Here is a 13,447-nt window from a genome sequence, read left to right as displayed (position 1 = left end):
TCGTCCGCATTCGCAAACAACAATGATTGTTTCCGCACGTCAAAGCCCAGATCAGGTCTACTCGTCGTACGTCCAGTGGAACCTGACCCTGGTGACCAGCGCCTCGGGAGGCTCCCGCCAGTACGCCGCCTTACGGACCGTCACATCGCTGACAACCGATCGCAGCAGGGTGTTCCGCTCCGTGCCGTTCGCGTCCGGCCACAGCTCCAACATCTCCTCGACCGCCTTCCGCAGCTTCGCCGGCGCCGGCATCCGCGTAGCCTGCCGCAGCTGCGCCTCCCGAGTCTCGAGGCGACCCAGGTCGGCCTCGAAGTCGGCGATGTTCGTCTCGTACGCGGCATCCGGCACCTTCCCCAGCGCCCAACGTTTCGTGAGCTTCGCCATCGCCTCCCGGATACGGAGCCGTTCCGCCTCCACCGACGGCAGCGACGCCGCAGCCCTGTCGACCGTGGCCTGCCGCCGCGCCAACGCGACCTGATCGACAGGCAGGTGCCGGGCGTAGTCGACGACCTCGTCCAGGACCCGCTGCTCGATCGGCGCGTACAGCGGCGACCCGACCCCCTTGCAGGTCTGCACCTCCTTGCCGTGCTTGCACACGATCCGCCGGGTCGGCTTGTCCTTGCCGTGCTCGGTCGAGTGCCACACCTGCAGGTGCTTGTCGCAGTGGGCGCACAGCAGCAGCCCGGTGAGGCTGTAGGCGGGTGCGAGGTGCCGGGGCGGGGTGACGGCGTCGCGGGCCATGCGCTGCTGGGCGCGGTTCCACGTCTCGGCGTCGACGAGCGGCGGATGGACGCCGGGGACGTCGATGGTGCCGCCGGTGGAGGACTCGACGACGATCCGGCCGGCGTAGAGCGGGTTGCGGAGCATCACCTTGACCCGGGACTTGGCGACGGGCCGGCCGCGGGCGGCGGCGAGCTTGTCGGTGATGTCGGCGACGAGCTCGCCGTCGGCGTAGGCGCGGAACATGTCGGTGACGACGGGGCCGAGGATCGGGTCGATCTCGAGGCCGTCGCCGGTGCGGCGGTAGCCCTGGGCTGCGTTGCCGTGGGCGAGGCCGAGCCGGGCGCGGCGTTCGATGATCCGTGCCCAGGTCTGGCCGATCTGATTGCCCTGCAGTTCGGCCATGTTGAGGAACAGGCCGACCATGAACTGGCCTTCGGGGCTGTCGTCGATCTTCTCCGAGGCGGACATGATCCGGACGCCGCGTTCGCGCAGCCAGCGGACGAACAGGAGGGATTCGGCGAGGTTGCGGCCGACGCGGTTGAGCATGAAGACGGCAACCACGTCGATTTCGCGGGCTTCAACCAGGTCCCGGATGCGGCGGATGCCGGGACGGTCGAAGGTTTGACCGGAGACGTCGATGTCGTCGTCGATGACGGCGGTCTCGCGGAGTCCTTCGCGGTGGATGAGTCCGCGCATGCCGTCGAGTTGGACTTCGGGGCTGTGGAAGCCGTCGCCTTCGCGTCCCATGAGGGAGCTCACGCGCACGTAGAGGGCGACACGCGTGGCGGAGGTGGTGGCCGGCTGGGTTTTGGGGCGGCGTCTGGGCATTAGCGCCTGCGCAATTGGGTTGGTGTGGCGGGTGGGGTGGCGTTGTGGATGCCTTCGAGGACGCCTTCGGCGTGGCGTTCGTCGCCGTGGCGTTCGACGCGGTCGATGAGGTCGCGGATGGCGTCGATGACCCGGTCGGTGCAGGCGAGGAGGGCGTAGACGACCCAGGCGTGGGCTGCGAGTTCGCGGAGGGTGGAGGGGGCGCCGTGCCAGTTGTCGACGGTGGCGATGACGGCGGTGACGGTGATGATGACGGCGGTGATGAGGGCTGCGCTTCGGCCGTGGGGGCGTGCAGCGTTCATGGTGGTCTCCTGGGGTCAGGGCACGCCGCTGCTGGCGGCGTGCGTGGCGGCTGACCCCCGGCTACGCGCATGATCCGTATGTCAGGTGTAGCGGGTGTTTCCGGTTCCGGCACGGGAATGAACGAGGATTCATTCCAAAGTTGGAACCTCAGCTTGGGCGCCGCCGAGCCCTGCGTCGATACGGGTCGATGACCCTGTCGACCATGTTCCGGATATAGGTTCGATCGTCATCACTGAGATGCGACCCCTCATCCAGCAGGTCGTCCAGCTCGGTCGCGAGCGGGTCGAGCACTCGCGCCACCGCGCCACCGACGGCATAGCCGGCGGCGACGAGCAGTTCGGCGTGCTTGGCGTTGACCATCTCGCGCACCTGCTCCGACGTTCCAGCGTCGGCCGGTACGAGCGCCTTTGCGATCTGGAGCAGCGTCTCGGAGGTGGGCCGTTCGACGCCGCCGTAGATGAGGCGGTTGAGCGTCGATCCGGCCAGTCCGGCGTCGCGCGCGAACGGCGCCTGCTTGGTGTACCCGGCGGCGGCCATGGCCCGTAGGAGTGCGAACCCGAACTCTGTCGGCGTCTTGCCGGGCGTGCTGTCCACGCGCCCAGATGCTACGCCATTCCAACCCTGGAATGACCGTTGACGCGGGATGGACCGCGTGCGGCGATCGTTGCCATCCATGGCGATCACTGACATGGGCTGAACGTACCACCTCCACATCGCCCAGATGGTTCCCCCGCTGGAATGTCTTCGGAATCCTTCCGCTGATGGCGAGTATCAGCTACTGTTCCATCCATGGAAGGAACGAAAAGGGAGACGCTCCGGCAGCGCAACCGCCGCCCCGCGGTCCTGTTGCGGCCCGGTGCACTCGATCGGCTGTTCGCCGGCACCGGTCTCGTCACCTACGAGGCCCGCGCCGACGACCTCGGCGTCAGCGTCGGCACCCTGCACCGCGCCGCGATGGGCGGCCCGGTCCACGCGCTGCTCATCTGCGCCGTACGCAACCGCTGGCCCGACATCCCGTACGAGCGCAACTTCACCGAGGGGTGGGTGAGCCGTGGAGCCGGTCAGGCCGCTTGACCCGGACAGCGCCGCCGGGAAAGCCGCCGCCCGGGCGCTGACCCTCGCCATCGACCAGGTCCGCCGCAGCATCGCCGCCCGCAAGGCCCGACGCGCCGGCCAGGACGTCAAGGCCGCCTGAGACGAAACGGGGCCCCGACGGTGGCACCCGCCGAGGCCCTGCGCCAACCCGACCAAACCAAGCGAAAGGGGTCGACGCTCATGCTTCGACCAGATCGTACGGCCAACACGGCGTCGACCGCCACCGCGGCCGTCACGGAGGAAGACGTCCTCCGCGCCTATAACCGGAGCTGGCGCGACACGGCGTTCGGCCGCCGCCGCCACTTCGAGACCTGCCCTCGCGTCAACCACCGCGGCTGTGGTGATGCGGCATGACCGCCGTCCTCGCCCGGACGACCGTCGAGGTGAACCCGTCCTACGTCCACCGCACCAACGACCTGGTCCAGGCCGTCCGCCTGCCGTCCGGCCGCTGGGCGGTCAAGGTGCGCCAGGTCCGCGGCGGCTGGCTCGGCTGCGCGGTGTCGCTCGGCGACGGTTCGGCGTTCTCGCTCGTGTTCGGCCCGGACGCCGGCGAGGTGTTCGCGGTCGCGGTCCGCTGGGCCGACTCGGCGCGGACCCTCGGGATGCGCATGGACCGGGTGGTGTTCGCCGGGTACGGCGACGCCCTCGGTGAGCGGCCGGTCGACGTCGACGAGCTGGCGGCGGCGTGAGCCCCCGGACCCGCGGCGACGCGCTCGAGGCGCTGCTGTTCGTCCGCCGGAACCACGCCGACAACCCGCAGGCCGTGACCGCGTTTGTTGACGCCCGCCGCGAGCTCGCCGACTGGGCTGCCGCGACCGCCCGCACCCCGCACGGCCGGGCCGTCGCCCACGCCCTGCGCTTCGCCGCCGACGCGGCCACCCGAGCCCTCGCCGACCTGCAGGAGATCGCCGCATGAACCGGATCGCCGACCACCACATCCAAGGCAGGGTCGTTATGCACGGCCACGCCGACGGGGTCATCCCGCTCCGCTGGATCTATGACCCGCGGCGACCGTTCGCAGTCACCGTCGACTGCGGCATCGACGCCGTCGGTGCCCGGATTGTGTGGACGTTCGCCCGGGTCGCGCTCGACGTAGGGCGCAACCGGAGGGTCGTCGACCCGGGATGGGTGACGGTCCGGCCGGCGCTGGGCAGCGGCGGCCGGCATGTGCGGCTCGACTTGGCCCCGCCTGGCGGCGAGGTGTGCACGCTCATGGTGCGCCGCCAGCCCCTCGACGCGTTCCTCAACGAGGCGTTCGGCCTGGTCCCGGCGGGTGGCGAGCTCGAGCACCTGGACTGGGACCTTGCTGCGACAGACCTGTTCGGGGTGTCGCGGTGACCGCTGACGCGACAACCGTCGACCTCGCCCCGTTAGCCGCCCGGTTCCGGTCCCGTGCCGCCGCCGTCGATGCGCGACGCCGTGTGGGGCGTGACCGTCCGGCCGTCCGCGTGCTCCTCGGTCTGGCCTGGTGGCTGTTCGAGGTGACGTGGACGGTGCTGTTCCTCGCCGTCGTCGCCGCGGTCGTGTTCGTCGTCGTCCTGGCCGTCCAGGAGGCGGCCGTCGATCTCCTCGGTTGGAGGTGGCGCTGATGCGCCGTCGTCGTGTCGTTTCTTTGATCGTCGGTCTGGCCGCCGGTGCCGCCACATACCTGATCGCGGGCCGGTTCGTGTCGCCGACGTCGTACGGGCCACTGATCGTCGCCGCCGGCGCCGCCGTGCTGGTGGCGATGGGCGTGTCGGAGCTGTGGCTGGCCATGTCAAGGGCCGGCCGGGTCATCGACGCGGCGATCGCCGACGCCCTCGGCACGGACACCGACCAGGACCCGGGCGGCGACGGCGGTCCGCACATTCCGGTCGTCGCCACGTCGGCCGACGCGACCGTCGTCTACGACGCGGACCGGCTCCGGGTGTGGATCGTGCGGCCGAAGGGCCGGCACCGCCGCCCGTCGAAGGCAGGTGCGCGGTGACTCGGATGCTGACGCTTGCCAGGCTGGCTTTCGCGTTCACCGGGGCCACCTTCGCCCTGATCAAGGGTCCCCGGAAGCGCACCGCCGACGCAGACGCTGCGGTCGGGAACCTCGGCTACCAGCCGCGGCACGCCGCCCCGCGCGCAGGCAAGGGTGACGACTGGTGGCCGGCGCACACAAACACCGCGGTTGCCGCTCCCGACCCTGGCAGGCACGCTCGGCCGCCCGGCATCCGCCCCGACCTGCGGATCGAGAAGACCGAGGAGATCAGCGTCGGGGAGATCCGCGCGCTGCACGCTTGGGGTGTCGCATGACGACACTGGCCATGCCGGGCCGGGACTACGACGCGGCGATGCGCGAGGTCGCCGCCGGGGTCGCCCGCAACACCTATCTGGTCGTCGGCGCGGGCCCCTGCGGCGAGACGCACGCCGAACACGCCCGGCCGTACCTGGATGCGGTGCTGCGCGCCGACGAGCTGCGGCACGAGCTCGGGCCCGGCTGGACCGTGACCGCCGTGCCGGTGCGGAGCGTGGCCCGGTGACCACGGTCCTGCCCGAGCGGGCCGTCATCATCGACCAGCCCGGCGTCTACGACCTCGACGAGGTTTCATACTTCGCCGACCCGGTCCCCGCCGGCTCGCTGTCGGCGTCGGGCGCGAAGCTCCTCCTCCCGCCGTCGTGCCCCGCCCTGTTCCGGTACGCGGCGGACAACCCGCCGAAGACGAAGCGCGAGTACGACCTGGGTCACGCCGCGCACAAGTTCGCGCTCGGTGTCGGCGCCGAGATCGTCGCGGTGGAGGCGAACGACTGGCGGACCAAGGCGGCGAAGGAAGCCGCCGCGGAGGCGCGCGCCGACGGCAAGGTGCCACTGCTCGCCCGCGAGGTGGAGCAGGTCAAAGCGATGGCCGCCGCGCTGCGCCGCGACCCGTACGCGTCCGCGCTGCTGAACCCGGACCACGGCAAACCCGAACAGTCGATCTTCTGGTTCGACGAGGGCGCCGGAATCTGGCGCCGGGCACGGCTCGACTGGCTCCCCGACGCCAGCCGGGGCCGGTTCATCATCCCCGACTACAAGACATCGACGTCGGCGAACCCCGAGGACTTCCGCAAGGCCGTCGACAACTTCCGCTACCACGTCCAGGACGCCTGGTACCGCGACGCCGTCAAAGCCGTCGGGCTCGCCGACGACCCGCTGTTCGTGTTCATCGTCCAGATGAAAGAGCCGCCGTACCTGGTGTCGGTCGTTCAGCTCGACGCCGAAGCGCAGCGTGTCGGCCGCGAGCTCGCCGACCGGGCCATCGGCATCTACCGCGACTGCTCCGAGGTCGGCTACTGGCCGGGCTTCACGGTTCCCGGCAGCGACGAAGAAATCCCCGAAATCAGCCTCCCGACGTGGGCCGTCCGCGCCCACGACAACTCCTGACCCGCCACAGCAGAGAAGAGATCACCATGACCCTTGCTGTCCGCACCGAGACCCCGTCCGCCGAGCTGGCGATGCCGTCGCACGACCCGACGATCGGCCGTCTTGTCGAGTGGGCGCAGGCCGCCGACGCCGCCTACCAGATGTCCCGGAAGCTCGCGAACACCGCGTTCGTGCCCGTCAAGTACCGCGGGAAGCCCGAGGAGATGGCGGCGGCGATGCTTGCCGGCGCCGAGCTCGGCATCGACCCGATGGCGTCGCTGCGCGCCTTCCACGACATTCAGGGCACGCCCCGCCCGGCGGCGGAGACGCTGCGCGCGGTGGTGCAGAGCCACGGCCACGACATCCGCATGGTGGAGGCCAGCGCCACCCGGGTGGTGATGAAGGGCCGCCGCAAGGAGCACGCGAACGACCCGGACGCCTGGATCGTCGTGGAGTGGACGATCGAGCAGGCCACGCAGGCGGGGTTCCCGAAGAAGAACCCGAACTGGGGTACGCAGCCGAAGGCGATGCTGATTGCGCGGGCCACGTCGGAGGTCTGCAAGCTCACCGCCAGCGACGCGATCATGGGCATGCCGTCGGCAGAGGAGGCGCAGGACTACGACGCCCCCGACTATGTTCCGGTGCCGCCGCGGGTGACGGCGGCGGAGATCCTCGGTGAGGTCGACGACCAGCCGCCCGCGCCGACGCGGGCCGAGCCGGTGTCGGCGCCGCCCGCCGACGCGGAGCCGATGACGAAGGCGCAGCAGGGCAAGGTGTTCGCCCTGTTCGCGGAGAAGGGCATCAACTCGCCGACCGCTCAGCGCGAGTTCGTGGCTTCGGTGATCGGCCGGCAGATCGCGTCCCGGGGCGACCTGACGAAGGACGAGGCGAAGGCCGTCATCGACGCGGTCGAGCAGCTGGCGATGCCCGCGCCTGCGGCGGAGGTCGACATGGGCGGCGCGGAGCTCGACGACCCGATCGAGGGTGAGCTGCAGTGACCACCGAGCTGGTCGGCCCGCTGCCGACGATCCGGTTCCAGGACGGCACGAAGCAGGCGTACGACGTGCCGAAGGACACGTGCGACCCGCGGTGGCGGGGCTGCACCGTTCACCGCCCGGCGTGCGACTGCCGGGAGGCGGAGCGATCGGAGGAGATCTCCGAGTTGCGCGCCCAGCTGCGCGAGGCCGCCGACGCGGCCCGCGACATCCTTGCCGGGCACGCGATCTGGGCGTACGAGGACGGCCCGAACGGTGAGCGCGAGGTCGGCTGCATGTGCACCGGCTGCCAGATCGTCCGGGCGGCGTGGCTGCTCCCGCACGCCGAGGGCAGCTCCATGACTCGCGACGAGACGGACGGGCTGACCGACTGGCAGCAGGAATGCGAGATGCGGTGGAAGGTGTGCGTCGGCCGCTGCCCGAACCTCGACGAGCACCTGACCCGGCCGGAAGGCAGGTGCGGCTACATCACCCGCGACCGCGGCCACTTCCACGAGCACATGACGCGCCAGGACGGCACGCTAGAGCGCGCAGTCGACCCGGAGTGGGCACCGTGGTGACGCACCCGACGCCGCCGCAGCGACGGGTGCTGCTGGCGGCGCTGACCGTGAACGGTCCGTGGCGTCTCGGCGATCTCCTCACCGCCGCTGGCGACCCGCCGATCCAGCGGCGCACCGTGGCCGCATGCCGTGACCGTGGCTGGCTCGTCCGCAAGGACGGGCCGCCCGGGGCGGCGGTTTGGGACCTTACCGAGGTCGGACGCGCGGAGGTCGCCAACGACATCGACCCGTCGACCGGCCGTCCATGGGGGGTCGACGAGTCCGGCTTCAACCACCAGGAGCCCCACGCGATGAACGAGTACTGCCCGGGCGACTCATGCAGCTACTGCTTCGGCTACCACTGCGGCTGGTTCTGCGAGGACGCGCACAACGATCGGAGCAGCTCATGAAGTGGGTCGCAACGACTCCGCTCATTTCGCTGGACACCGAAACGACGTCGAAATACCCGGACGAGGCGCGCGTCATCGACATCGCCGCCGCCTACGTCACACCCGGCCAGCCGCTCGACCTGCGGCAGGCGTACGTCAACCCGGGTGTGCCGATTCCGCCGGAGTCGACCGAGGTCCACGGCCTGACCGACGAATTCATCGAGGCGAACGGCAAGCCGTCCGCCGAGGTGCTCGACCTGTACCTGACCGAGATCGCCGAGGCGATGCGCGCCGGCGCCGCGCTGGTCGTTCAGAACGCCCGCTACGACCTGACCGTCCTCGACCGTGAGGCGCGCCGGCTCGGCATTCCGCCACTGACTGACCGTCTCGGCGGGAGTGTCCGTCCCGTGGTCGACCCGATCGTCCTCGACAAGCGCCTGATCAAGTACCGCTCACGGGTGTCCGAGAAGCAGGGCCCCCGCGTCCTGAAGACTCTCGCCGACATCTACGGCGTCGCCTGGGAAGACGACAAGGCCCACGGAGCCGCTTACGACGCGGTCATCACCGCCCGGGTCCTTTGGAAGATGGCCGGTTGGTGCGCGTTGCCCCGCCCGCAACTCCTGCAGCGGCAGACGTGCCGGTCCGCGACCTGGAAGAAGGTCCGGCCCGAGGACGCCGCCTGGTTCGAGGCGGTCGGCGCCATGTCGCCCGGCGAACTGCACGAGGCGCAGGTCGGCTGGGCGGCCGAGCAGGCCGAGGGTCTGGCCGTGCACTGGCAGTCACAGGCCGCGGAGAAGCGCGAGCTGGCCGGACGCGACGACCCGCCCGGCGATGAGGCACTGGATGCCGACGAGCGCCGGCGGGTGCTCCTCGACGAGTCCGCCCAGCTGGAGCACGACGCGGCCGGGATCAGCACCGAGTGGCCGCTGGCGGTGGCGGCATGACGGACGAGCGGGACGAGATCGCCTCGGCCGCGATCTTCGCGGTGAAGCGGCATGCCGCGCAGCTGCGCACCGATCCGGCCGCGGTGAACGTCTGGCTGTACGGGCTGGACGAATATCAGCTCCGGACGATGCTCGGCGCCGCGCTGGCTCTGGTGCCGCCGGGGCCGGTCGCCGACCTGTGGTGGCAGCGCGACGGTGACGTGCACGCCCACCGGCGGGCGATCCTGCTGGGTGAGGTCGCATGACCGTCACCGTGCAACCTCATGTGCGGGCGAAGGTGCTGCGCAACTTCGCCTCCGGCGGCCGGCCGGCGGCCATGTCAGCGGGCGTCGCAGCGGCGGCAGTCGAGGAGATCCTGGAGAGCGTCGGCCACGACCAGGCCAGGGCGCGGGAGGCGGCGCAGGCGCTGCGGACGCAGCCCGCCCCGGCCGTAGAGCCCGCCACCCGTGACGGCGACTTCATCGCCGCCGCACCCCAGCCGGCGTCGCCGGTCGCCCGGGTCGACATCGCTGCGACGCTCGCCGACGCCGACGAGGCCGGTGGCGCGTTCGCGGCTACCGCCGACCGGATCAGGGCCATCGCGTCGGCCCTCGCCGACGAGCTCGCCCAACACCGTCAGGTCGCCGAGGCTGAGGCGCTCGTCGAGCGACTCCGCGCCGAACTGGACCATGCGACCGGCAGGCTTGCCGCGCTGAAGCCGGGCAGCGCGGTGAAGGCCGGCAGGAGCCGCGAGGAGTCCCGTGCCGCTCGGGCGTGGGCGGCCCGGAACGGCGTCGACTGTCCGGCGCTGGGCCGGGTGCCGCAGCGGGTGTGGGACGCCTATGCGGCGGCTGGGGGTGCGGCATGAGCCGCGCCGACTACCACGCCGCGATCGACGACGGCGACTTCGACCGGGCCGCCGCGCTGCGTGACGCCGCGCTGGAGGCCGAGCTTGCCGACCTGCTGCGCCGCGCCGACCGTTCACCCGCCGACGACGCCCGCCGGGTCGCGCTGGAAGCCAGGCGCGGCTCGCGGGTCGTCGCGGTCGTCCGCCAGCAGGAGGCGTCGTGACGTTGCCCGACGTGCTGGAGAAGACCGTCGACCGGTCGAAGAACCGCACCAACAAGGCCCGCGGCTCCGCGTTCGAACGCAAGGTTGCCCGCGAGCTCGCCGCAGACGGCTATGTCGTCGTACGGGCTGCGGGCAGCCTTGGCGCCACCGATCTGGTTGCGATCAAGACCGGGCAGGTGCTGTTCGTCCAGTGCAAGATGTCCGGCGCCGGAGCATGCGGGCCCGCGGAGTGGAACGAGTTCCTCCGGATCGCGGAACGCGTCTCGGCGTTGCCGATCCTGGCGTACCGGCCAGGTCGGCAGGGCGTCGCGTACTGGCTGGTGACGGGCCCGAAGGAGCGGCCGACGAAGACGCCGCCGGCAACTGTGTGGACGCCTGACGAAATCGTCGAGGAGGCACAGTTGGCCGTCGAGGCGGCGGCGTGACGGCGCTGCTGACGGCCGCCGAGGTCCGGGCCGCGATTGCCAGCCGGGTCGACGAGATCGGCAAACTCCACGACCAGCTCGCCAGGGTGGACGCCGCCACTCCCCGCCTCACCCCGAGAGTCCTGCGGGCCGCATACATGGCCGCGGCCGGACTCACCGCCCCGCAGATCGCCCGGGAGCGGCACGTGTCCGTCAACACGGTCAAAACCCAGCTGCGGCAGGCGTACCGGGCCCTTGGCGTCACGCGCCGCGCCGAACTCCGGGCGGCGCTGATCCGCCGCCAGACCAACTCCTGAGAGGAGCCACCATGCTCACGATCCCCACCATCGATCTGCTCGGGTGCGTCGGCGCGATCCAGCCGGTCCGGCCGCGCGAGGACAAGGAAGCAGCCTGACGTAAGCCGATGGCCTCCGCCGAGCTATCGCGGCGCACGCGGAGGCCACCTGACCTTGACAAGGAGCATGGCACATGGCGACCAACACCAGCATCGAGTGGACGCACCGGCCCGGCACGATCGCGGCGACACTGAACCCGACGACCGGCTGCGACCGGATTTCCGCCGGCTGTGACAACTGCTACGCCCTGACCATGGCGAAGCGCCTGAAGGGTATGGGCCAGGCGAAGTACCAGAACGACGGCGACCCGCGCACCTCTGGCCCCGGATTCGGCCTGACGCTACACCCGGACGTGCTTGCCGAGCCGCTGCGTTGGCGGGACCCGCGAACCGTGTTTGTGAATTCGATGTCCGATCTTGGGCATGCCCGGGTGTCGCGCGAGTTCCTGGCCCGGTTCTGGGCGGTCATGGCGGCCACGCCGCAGCACACCTACCAGATCCTGACGAAGCGGCCCGAGCGGATGGCCCGCATCCTTACCGACCTGTGCGACTGCGGCGCGGGGCACGCGCCGGGCGTGCACTTCCGGTCCGCGATGGACTGGGCCGCAACCCCGCACAGCCCGACGTACATCCCGGGCGTGAAGTCGACGTACCACACGGCGCCGTGGCCGCTGCCGAACGTCTGGCTGGGCACCAGCATCGAGCTGGACAAGCACACCGGGCGCGCTGACGCGCTGCGGAACACCCCGGCGGCCATCCGATTCATCTCCGCCGAACCGCTGCTGGGCCCGCTGGCGTCGCTGGACCTGACCGGCATCGACTGGCTGATTCTCGGGGGCGAGTCCGGATCCGGATCGCGCCCGCTCGACCTCGGCTGGCTCCGGGAGCTGATCGCGATGGCCCGCGAGGCGGGCACGGCCGTGTTCGTCAAGCAGCTCGGCGCGGTCTGGGCGTCGGACACGTCGTGGGGCGGGCAGCTGGTGTCGCGGACCGACAAGAAGGGCGGCGACTGGACGTTCTGGCCTGACGACCTACGAATCCGGCAGTTCCCGGCGCGTGAGGCGGTGGCGGCATGAGCACCTTCCCCGCGGTCCTGACCGCCCGCGAGACGGACGTCTTCACCGACTACGACGGCATCCAGGTCTCGTTCATCGGCGACGACGGCGGCATGGTCGCCCTCGGCCACCACGACGAAGGCGCCGCCCAGTCCGCGTTCCACCGGCACGACATCTGGGGCCGCAGCCAATTCGACATTTCCACGACGTGGGCGGTCCTCGCTGACCCGCCGACTCACGACTGCGCCGCCACCCCGACGACCGGGTGCGCAGGCTGCGACGAGGCCGACGGGACGCCATGGTGGATGGAATGGGGCGTCGACCAATCCACATCCGGAGCGTTCCCCGTCATGGTGGTGGAAGCGTGAGCCGCCTCATGTCGGTCGCCCTCACCGAGGACGCCGTGCATGCCCGCCGCAAGACCGTGACCCGGCGCCTCGGCTGGGCAACCCTGAAGCCTGGCACCAAGCTCACGCTCTGCAGGAAGGTGATGGGCCGCAAACGCGCCGACGGCACCGTGGAACCGCTGGTCCGGATCGCCGAGGTCGAGGTCGTCGCCGTCCGCCGGGAGCCGCTCGACTCGATCAGCCCGGGCGAGACGGCACTGGAGGGCTTCCCGGAGATGACGGGCGCCGCGTTCGTCGACTTCTTCTGCGAGCACATGCGGTGCACGCCCGGCACGGTCGTGACCCGGGTCGAGTGGCGGTACCTCGACGCCGACCAGCAGCCCGCGGGGGTGGCGTTGTGAGCGTCCAGGAGGCGCTCGACGCCATCTACGCCGAGCTGCCGGCGATCGAGTGCCGGGGCCGCTGCCACGACTCCTGCACGAACATCGACATGACCGGCGTCGAGCGGCGGCGGATTATCCAGGTCGCCGGCGTGACGATCCCGCGCCGGACAATGCGCGACCCGGTCATGCCCTGCCCGGCGCTGACCATCTTCAAGCGCTGCTCGGCATATGAGGTCAGGCCTTTGATCTGCAGGTTGTGGGGCCTTACCCGGGCCATGCGCTGCTCGTACGGATGTGTCCCCGAAGGCGGCTACCTGCCTGAGGCGGTCGCGCTGGATTACATCGCCCGCGTCCACGAAGCCGCCGGGGAGCACGACCGGGCAACGGAGATTCGAGCCGGGCTCGCCAATGGGGCGCTGGACGCCTGGGCCCGTCAGCAGATGGACGCCGCGAACTGGCGCGAGTTCAACGAGGTGCGTAGCGAGGTGCGGCCATGACCCGCTGCCCCGAATGCGTCTGCGACCCCGAGCTGTGCGAGACCGACGACACCGGCGAGCACTGCGTCGATCGGGCGTGCGGCCCCTGCCTGCACGGCTGCCCCCTCGACGACTGCCCCGAGCACGTGGCGGTCCGGTGAACTGCGCCTGGTGCGGCTCCAGCCGCGGACTCC

General features: G+C 71.0%; 27 protein-coding genes. 24 read left to right on the top strand and 3 right to left on the bottom strand.

Annotated features, from left to right (window positions below):
- Nucleotides 1-57 precede the first annotated feature (57 nt).
- From ACQEVU_RS58680 to ACQEVU_RS58670, 3 genes are all read right to left on the bottom strand, one after another.
- Nucleotides 58-1,551, bottom strand: a complete 1,494-nt coding sequence (locus tag ACQEVU_RS58680) for a recombinase family protein (protein WP_433334616.1) — start codon at nt 1,549-1,551, stop codon at nt 58-60.
- Nucleotides 1,551-1,853: a hypothetical protein gene (locus tag ACQEVU_RS58675; RefSeq protein ID WP_433334618.1), complete on the bottom strand. Its 303-nt coding sequence runs from the start codon at nt 1,851-1,853 to the stop codon at nt 1,551-1,553. The genes ACQEVU_RS58680 and ACQEVU_RS58675 overlap by 1 nt, the downstream gene beginning before the upstream one ends.
- Before the next feature lie 148 nt (nt 1,854-2,001).
- Nucleotides 2,002-2,448, bottom strand: coding sequence for a helix-turn-helix domain-containing protein (locus ACQEVU_RS58670; RefSeq protein WP_433334620.1), 447 nt, complete (start codon nt 2,446-2,448; stop codon nt 2,002-2,004).
- Nucleotides 2,449-2,643: 195 nt separating this feature from the next.
- On the opposite strand from ACQEVU_RS58670, the gene ACQEVU_RS58665 reads away from it, so the two are divergent.
- The 24 genes from ACQEVU_RS58665 (at nt 2,644) to ACQEVU_RS58550 (ending at nt 13,414) form a co-directional block, all read left to right on the top strand.
- Nucleotides 2,644-2,928, top strand: coding sequence for a hypothetical protein (locus tag ACQEVU_RS58665; protein WP_433334622.1), 285 nt, complete (start codon nt 2,644-2,646; stop codon nt 2,926-2,928).
- Nucleotides 2,906-3,049, top strand: coding sequence for a hypothetical protein (locus ACQEVU_RS58660; RefSeq protein WP_433334624.1), 144 nt, complete (start codon nt 2,906-2,908; stop codon nt 3,047-3,049). The genes ACQEVU_RS58665 and ACQEVU_RS58660 overlap by 23 nt, the downstream gene beginning before the upstream one ends.
- 250 nt (nt 3,050-3,299) lie before the next feature.
- On the top strand, nt 3,300-3,638 hold the full coding sequence (locus ACQEVU_RS58655; RefSeq protein ID WP_433334625.1) for a hypothetical protein: 339 nt from the start codon (nt 3,300-3,302) through the stop codon (nt 3,636-3,638).
- Nucleotides 3,635-3,865, top strand: a complete 231-nt coding sequence (locus ACQEVU_RS58650; protein ID WP_433334627.1) for a hypothetical protein — start codon at nt 3,635-3,637, stop codon at nt 3,863-3,865. Before ACQEVU_RS58655 ends, ACQEVU_RS58650 begins: the two co-directional genes overlap by 4 nt.
- Complete coding sequence (locus tag ACQEVU_RS58645; RefSeq protein WP_433334629.1) at nt 3,862-4,287, top strand: SsgA family sporulation/cell division regulator; 426 nt, start codon at nt 3,862-3,864, stop codon at nt 4,285-4,287. Before ACQEVU_RS58650 ends, ACQEVU_RS58645 begins: the two co-directional genes overlap by 4 nt.
- A 110-nt stretch (nt 4,288-4,397) precedes the next feature.
- Nucleotides 4,398-4,538, top strand: coding sequence for a hypothetical protein (locus ACQEVU_RS58640; protein ID WP_433334631.1), 141 nt, complete (start codon nt 4,398-4,400; stop codon nt 4,536-4,538).
- On the top strand, nt 4,538-4,915 hold the full coding sequence (locus ACQEVU_RS58635; protein WP_433334633.1) for a hypothetical protein: 378 nt from the start codon (nt 4,538-4,540) through the stop codon (nt 4,913-4,915). The genes ACQEVU_RS58640 and ACQEVU_RS58635 overlap by 1 nt, the downstream gene beginning before the upstream one ends.
- 5 nt (nt 4,916-4,920) lie before the next feature.
- On the top strand, nt 4,921-5,229 hold the full coding sequence (locus tag ACQEVU_RS58630; protein WP_433334635.1) for a hypothetical protein: 309 nt from the start codon (nt 4,921-4,923) through the stop codon (nt 5,227-5,229).
- Entirely contained in the window at nt 5,226-5,456 is a 231-nt protein-coding gene (locus ACQEVU_RS58625) for a hypothetical protein (protein ID WP_433334637.1), read from the top strand. The genes ACQEVU_RS58630 and ACQEVU_RS58625 overlap by 4 nt, the downstream gene beginning before the upstream one ends.
- Nucleotides 5,453-6,337: a PD-(D/E)XK nuclease-like domain-containing protein gene (locus ACQEVU_RS58620; protein ID WP_433334639.1), complete on the top strand. Its 885-nt coding sequence runs from the start codon at nt 5,453-5,455 to the stop codon at nt 6,335-6,337. Before ACQEVU_RS58625 ends, ACQEVU_RS58620 begins: the two co-directional genes overlap by 4 nt.
- 26 nt (nt 6,338-6,363) lie before the next feature.
- Nucleotides 6,364-7,314 (top strand): hypothetical protein, encoded by a 951-nt coding sequence (locus tag ACQEVU_RS58615; RefSeq protein ID WP_433334641.1) that lies wholly within the window; start codon nt 6,364-6,366, stop codon nt 7,312-7,314.
- Nucleotides 7,311-7,871: a hypothetical protein gene (locus ACQEVU_RS58610; protein WP_433334643.1), complete on the top strand. Its 561-nt coding sequence runs from the start codon at nt 7,311-7,313 to the stop codon at nt 7,869-7,871. Before ACQEVU_RS58615 ends, ACQEVU_RS58610 begins: the two co-directional genes overlap by 4 nt.
- Nucleotides 7,865-8,260 carry a hypothetical protein gene (locus tag ACQEVU_RS58605; protein ID WP_433334645.1) on the top strand — a complete coding sequence of 132 codons (396 nt, stop codon included), beginning with the start codon at nt 7,865-7,867 and terminating at the stop codon, nt 8,258-8,260. Before ACQEVU_RS58610 ends, ACQEVU_RS58605 begins: the two co-directional genes overlap by 7 nt.
- Complete coding sequence (locus tag ACQEVU_RS58600; protein ID WP_433334647.1) at nt 8,257-9,183, top strand: exonuclease domain-containing protein; 927 nt, start codon at nt 8,257-8,259, stop codon at nt 9,181-9,183. Before ACQEVU_RS58605 ends, ACQEVU_RS58600 begins: the two co-directional genes overlap by 4 nt.
- On the top strand, nt 9,180-9,428 hold the full coding sequence (locus tag ACQEVU_RS58595) for a hypothetical protein (RefSeq protein WP_433334649.1): 249 nt from the start codon (nt 9,180-9,182) through the stop codon (nt 9,426-9,428). The genes ACQEVU_RS58600 and ACQEVU_RS58595 overlap by 4 nt, the downstream gene beginning before the upstream one ends.
- Nucleotides 9,425-10,030: an Lsr2 family DNA-binding protein gene (locus ACQEVU_RS58590; protein ID WP_433334651.1), complete on the top strand. Its 606-nt coding sequence runs from the start codon at nt 9,425-9,427 to the stop codon at nt 10,028-10,030. The genes ACQEVU_RS58595 and ACQEVU_RS58590 overlap by 4 nt, the downstream gene beginning before the upstream one ends.
- Nucleotides 10,027-10,233 (top strand): hypothetical protein, encoded by a 207-nt coding sequence (locus tag ACQEVU_RS58585; RefSeq protein WP_433334653.1) that lies wholly within the window; start codon nt 10,027-10,029, stop codon nt 10,231-10,233. The genes ACQEVU_RS58590 and ACQEVU_RS58585 overlap by 4 nt, the downstream gene beginning before the upstream one ends.
- Before the next feature lie 11 nt (nt 10,234-10,244).
- Nucleotides 10,245-10,658, top strand: coding sequence for a hypothetical protein (locus tag ACQEVU_RS58580; protein WP_433334655.1), 414 nt, complete (start codon nt 10,245-10,247; stop codon nt 10,656-10,658).
- On the top strand, nt 10,655-10,954 hold the full coding sequence (locus ACQEVU_RS58575) for a response regulator transcription factor (RefSeq protein WP_433334657.1): 300 nt from the start codon (nt 10,655-10,657) through the stop codon (nt 10,952-10,954). The genes ACQEVU_RS58580 and ACQEVU_RS58575 overlap by 4 nt, the downstream gene beginning before the upstream one ends.
- Before the next feature lie 172 nt (nt 10,955-11,126).
- Nucleotides 11,127-12,068, top strand: coding sequence for a DUF5131 family protein (locus ACQEVU_RS58570; protein WP_433334659.1), 942 nt, complete (start codon nt 11,127-11,129; stop codon nt 12,066-12,068).
- The gene (locus ACQEVU_RS58565) at nt 12,065-12,415 is read left to right on the top strand and encodes a hypothetical protein (protein WP_433334661.1); all 351 of its coding nucleotides are present in this window, start codon (nt 12,065-12,067) and stop codon (nt 12,413-12,415) included. Before ACQEVU_RS58570 ends, ACQEVU_RS58565 begins: the two co-directional genes overlap by 4 nt.
- Nucleotides 12,412-12,795, top strand: coding sequence for a hypothetical protein (locus ACQEVU_RS58560; protein WP_433334663.1), 384 nt, complete (start codon nt 12,412-12,414; stop codon nt 12,793-12,795). Before ACQEVU_RS58565 ends, ACQEVU_RS58560 begins: the two co-directional genes overlap by 4 nt.
- Complete coding sequence (locus tag ACQEVU_RS58555; protein ID WP_433334665.1) at nt 12,792-13,274, top strand: YkgJ family cysteine cluster protein; 483 nt, start codon at nt 12,792-12,794, stop codon at nt 13,272-13,274. The genes ACQEVU_RS58560 and ACQEVU_RS58555 overlap by 4 nt, the downstream gene beginning before the upstream one ends.
- On the top strand, nt 13,271-13,414 hold the full coding sequence (locus ACQEVU_RS58550) for a hypothetical protein (RefSeq protein ID WP_433334667.1): 144 nt from the start codon (nt 13,271-13,273) through the stop codon (nt 13,412-13,414). Before ACQEVU_RS58555 ends, ACQEVU_RS58550 begins: the two co-directional genes overlap by 4 nt.
- The last annotated feature ends 33 nt before the right edge of the window (nt 13,415-13,447 follow it).

This window comes from Dactylosporangium sp. CA-139066 (genome assembly GCF_050936175.1).
Classification (GTDB): Bacteria; Actinomycetota; Actinomycetes; order Mycobacteriales; family Micromonosporaceae; genus Dactylosporangium.
Note: the sequence above shows the minus strand (reverse complement) of the source record. Positions and strands in the feature narration are given on the sequence as shown.

What these genes read in the sequence shown, in the direction of transcription:
- ACQEVU_RS58680 (WP_433334616.1), bottom strand. Translation starts at nt 1,551, where the DNA reads ATGCCCAGACGCCGCCCCAAAACCCAGCCGGCCACCACCTCCGCCACG.
- ACQEVU_RS58675 (WP_433334618.1), bottom strand. Translation starts at nt 1,853, where the DNA reads ATGAACGCTGCACGCCCCCACGGCCGAAGCGCAGCCCTCATCACCGCC.
- ACQEVU_RS58665 (WP_433334622.1), top strand. Translation starts at nt 2,644, where the DNA reads ATGGAAGGAACGAAAAGGGAGACGCTCCGGCAGCGCAACCGCCGCCCC.
- ACQEVU_RS58655 (WP_433334625.1), top strand. Translation starts at nt 3,300, where the DNA reads ATGACCGCCGTCCTCGCCCGGACGACCGTCGAGGTGAACCCGTCCTAC.
- ACQEVU_RS58645 (WP_433334629.1), top strand. Translation starts at nt 3,862, where the DNA reads ATGAACCGGATCGCCGACCACCACATCCAAGGCAGGGTCGTTATGCAC.
- ACQEVU_RS58635 (WP_433334633.1), top strand. Translation starts at nt 4,538, where the DNA reads ATGCGCCGTCGTCGTGTCGTTTCTTTGATCGTCGGTCTGGCCGCCGGT.
- ACQEVU_RS58630 (WP_433334635.1), top strand. Translation starts at nt 4,921, where the DNA reads ATGCTGACGCTTGCCAGGCTGGCTTTCGCGTTCACCGGGGCCACCTTC.
- ACQEVU_RS58625 (WP_433334637.1), top strand. Translation starts at nt 5,226, where the DNA reads ATGACGACACTGGCCATGCCGGGCCGGGACTACGACGCGGCGATGCGC.
- ACQEVU_RS58615 (WP_433334641.1), top strand. Translation starts at nt 6,364, where the DNA reads ATGACCCTTGCTGTCCGCACCGAGACCCCGTCCGCCGAGCTGGCGATG.
- ACQEVU_RS58600 (WP_433334647.1), top strand. Translation starts at nt 8,257, where the DNA reads ATGAAGTGGGTCGCAACGACTCCGCTCATTTCGCTGGACACCGAAACG.
- ACQEVU_RS58595 (WP_433334649.1), top strand. Translation starts at nt 9,180, where the DNA reads ATGACGGACGAGCGGGACGAGATCGCCTCGGCCGCGATCTTCGCGGTG.
- ACQEVU_RS58590 (WP_433334651.1), top strand. Translation starts at nt 9,425, where the DNA reads ATGACCGTCACCGTGCAACCTCATGTGCGGGCGAAGGTGCTGCGCAAC.
- ACQEVU_RS58585 (WP_433334653.1), top strand. Translation starts at nt 10,027, where the DNA reads ATGAGCCGCGCCGACTACCACGCCGCGATCGACGACGGCGACTTCGAC.
- ACQEVU_RS58570 (WP_433334659.1), top strand. Translation starts at nt 11,127, where the DNA reads ATGGCGACCAACACCAGCATCGAGTGGACGCACCGGCCCGGCACGATC.
- ACQEVU_RS58565 (WP_433334661.1), top strand. Translation starts at nt 12,065, where the DNA reads ATGAGCACCTTCCCCGCGGTCCTGACCGCCCGCGAGACGGACGTCTTC.
- ACQEVU_RS58550 (WP_433334667.1), top strand. Translation starts at nt 13,271, where the DNA reads ATGACCCGCTGCCCCGAATGCGTCTGCGACCCCGAGCTGTGCGAGACC.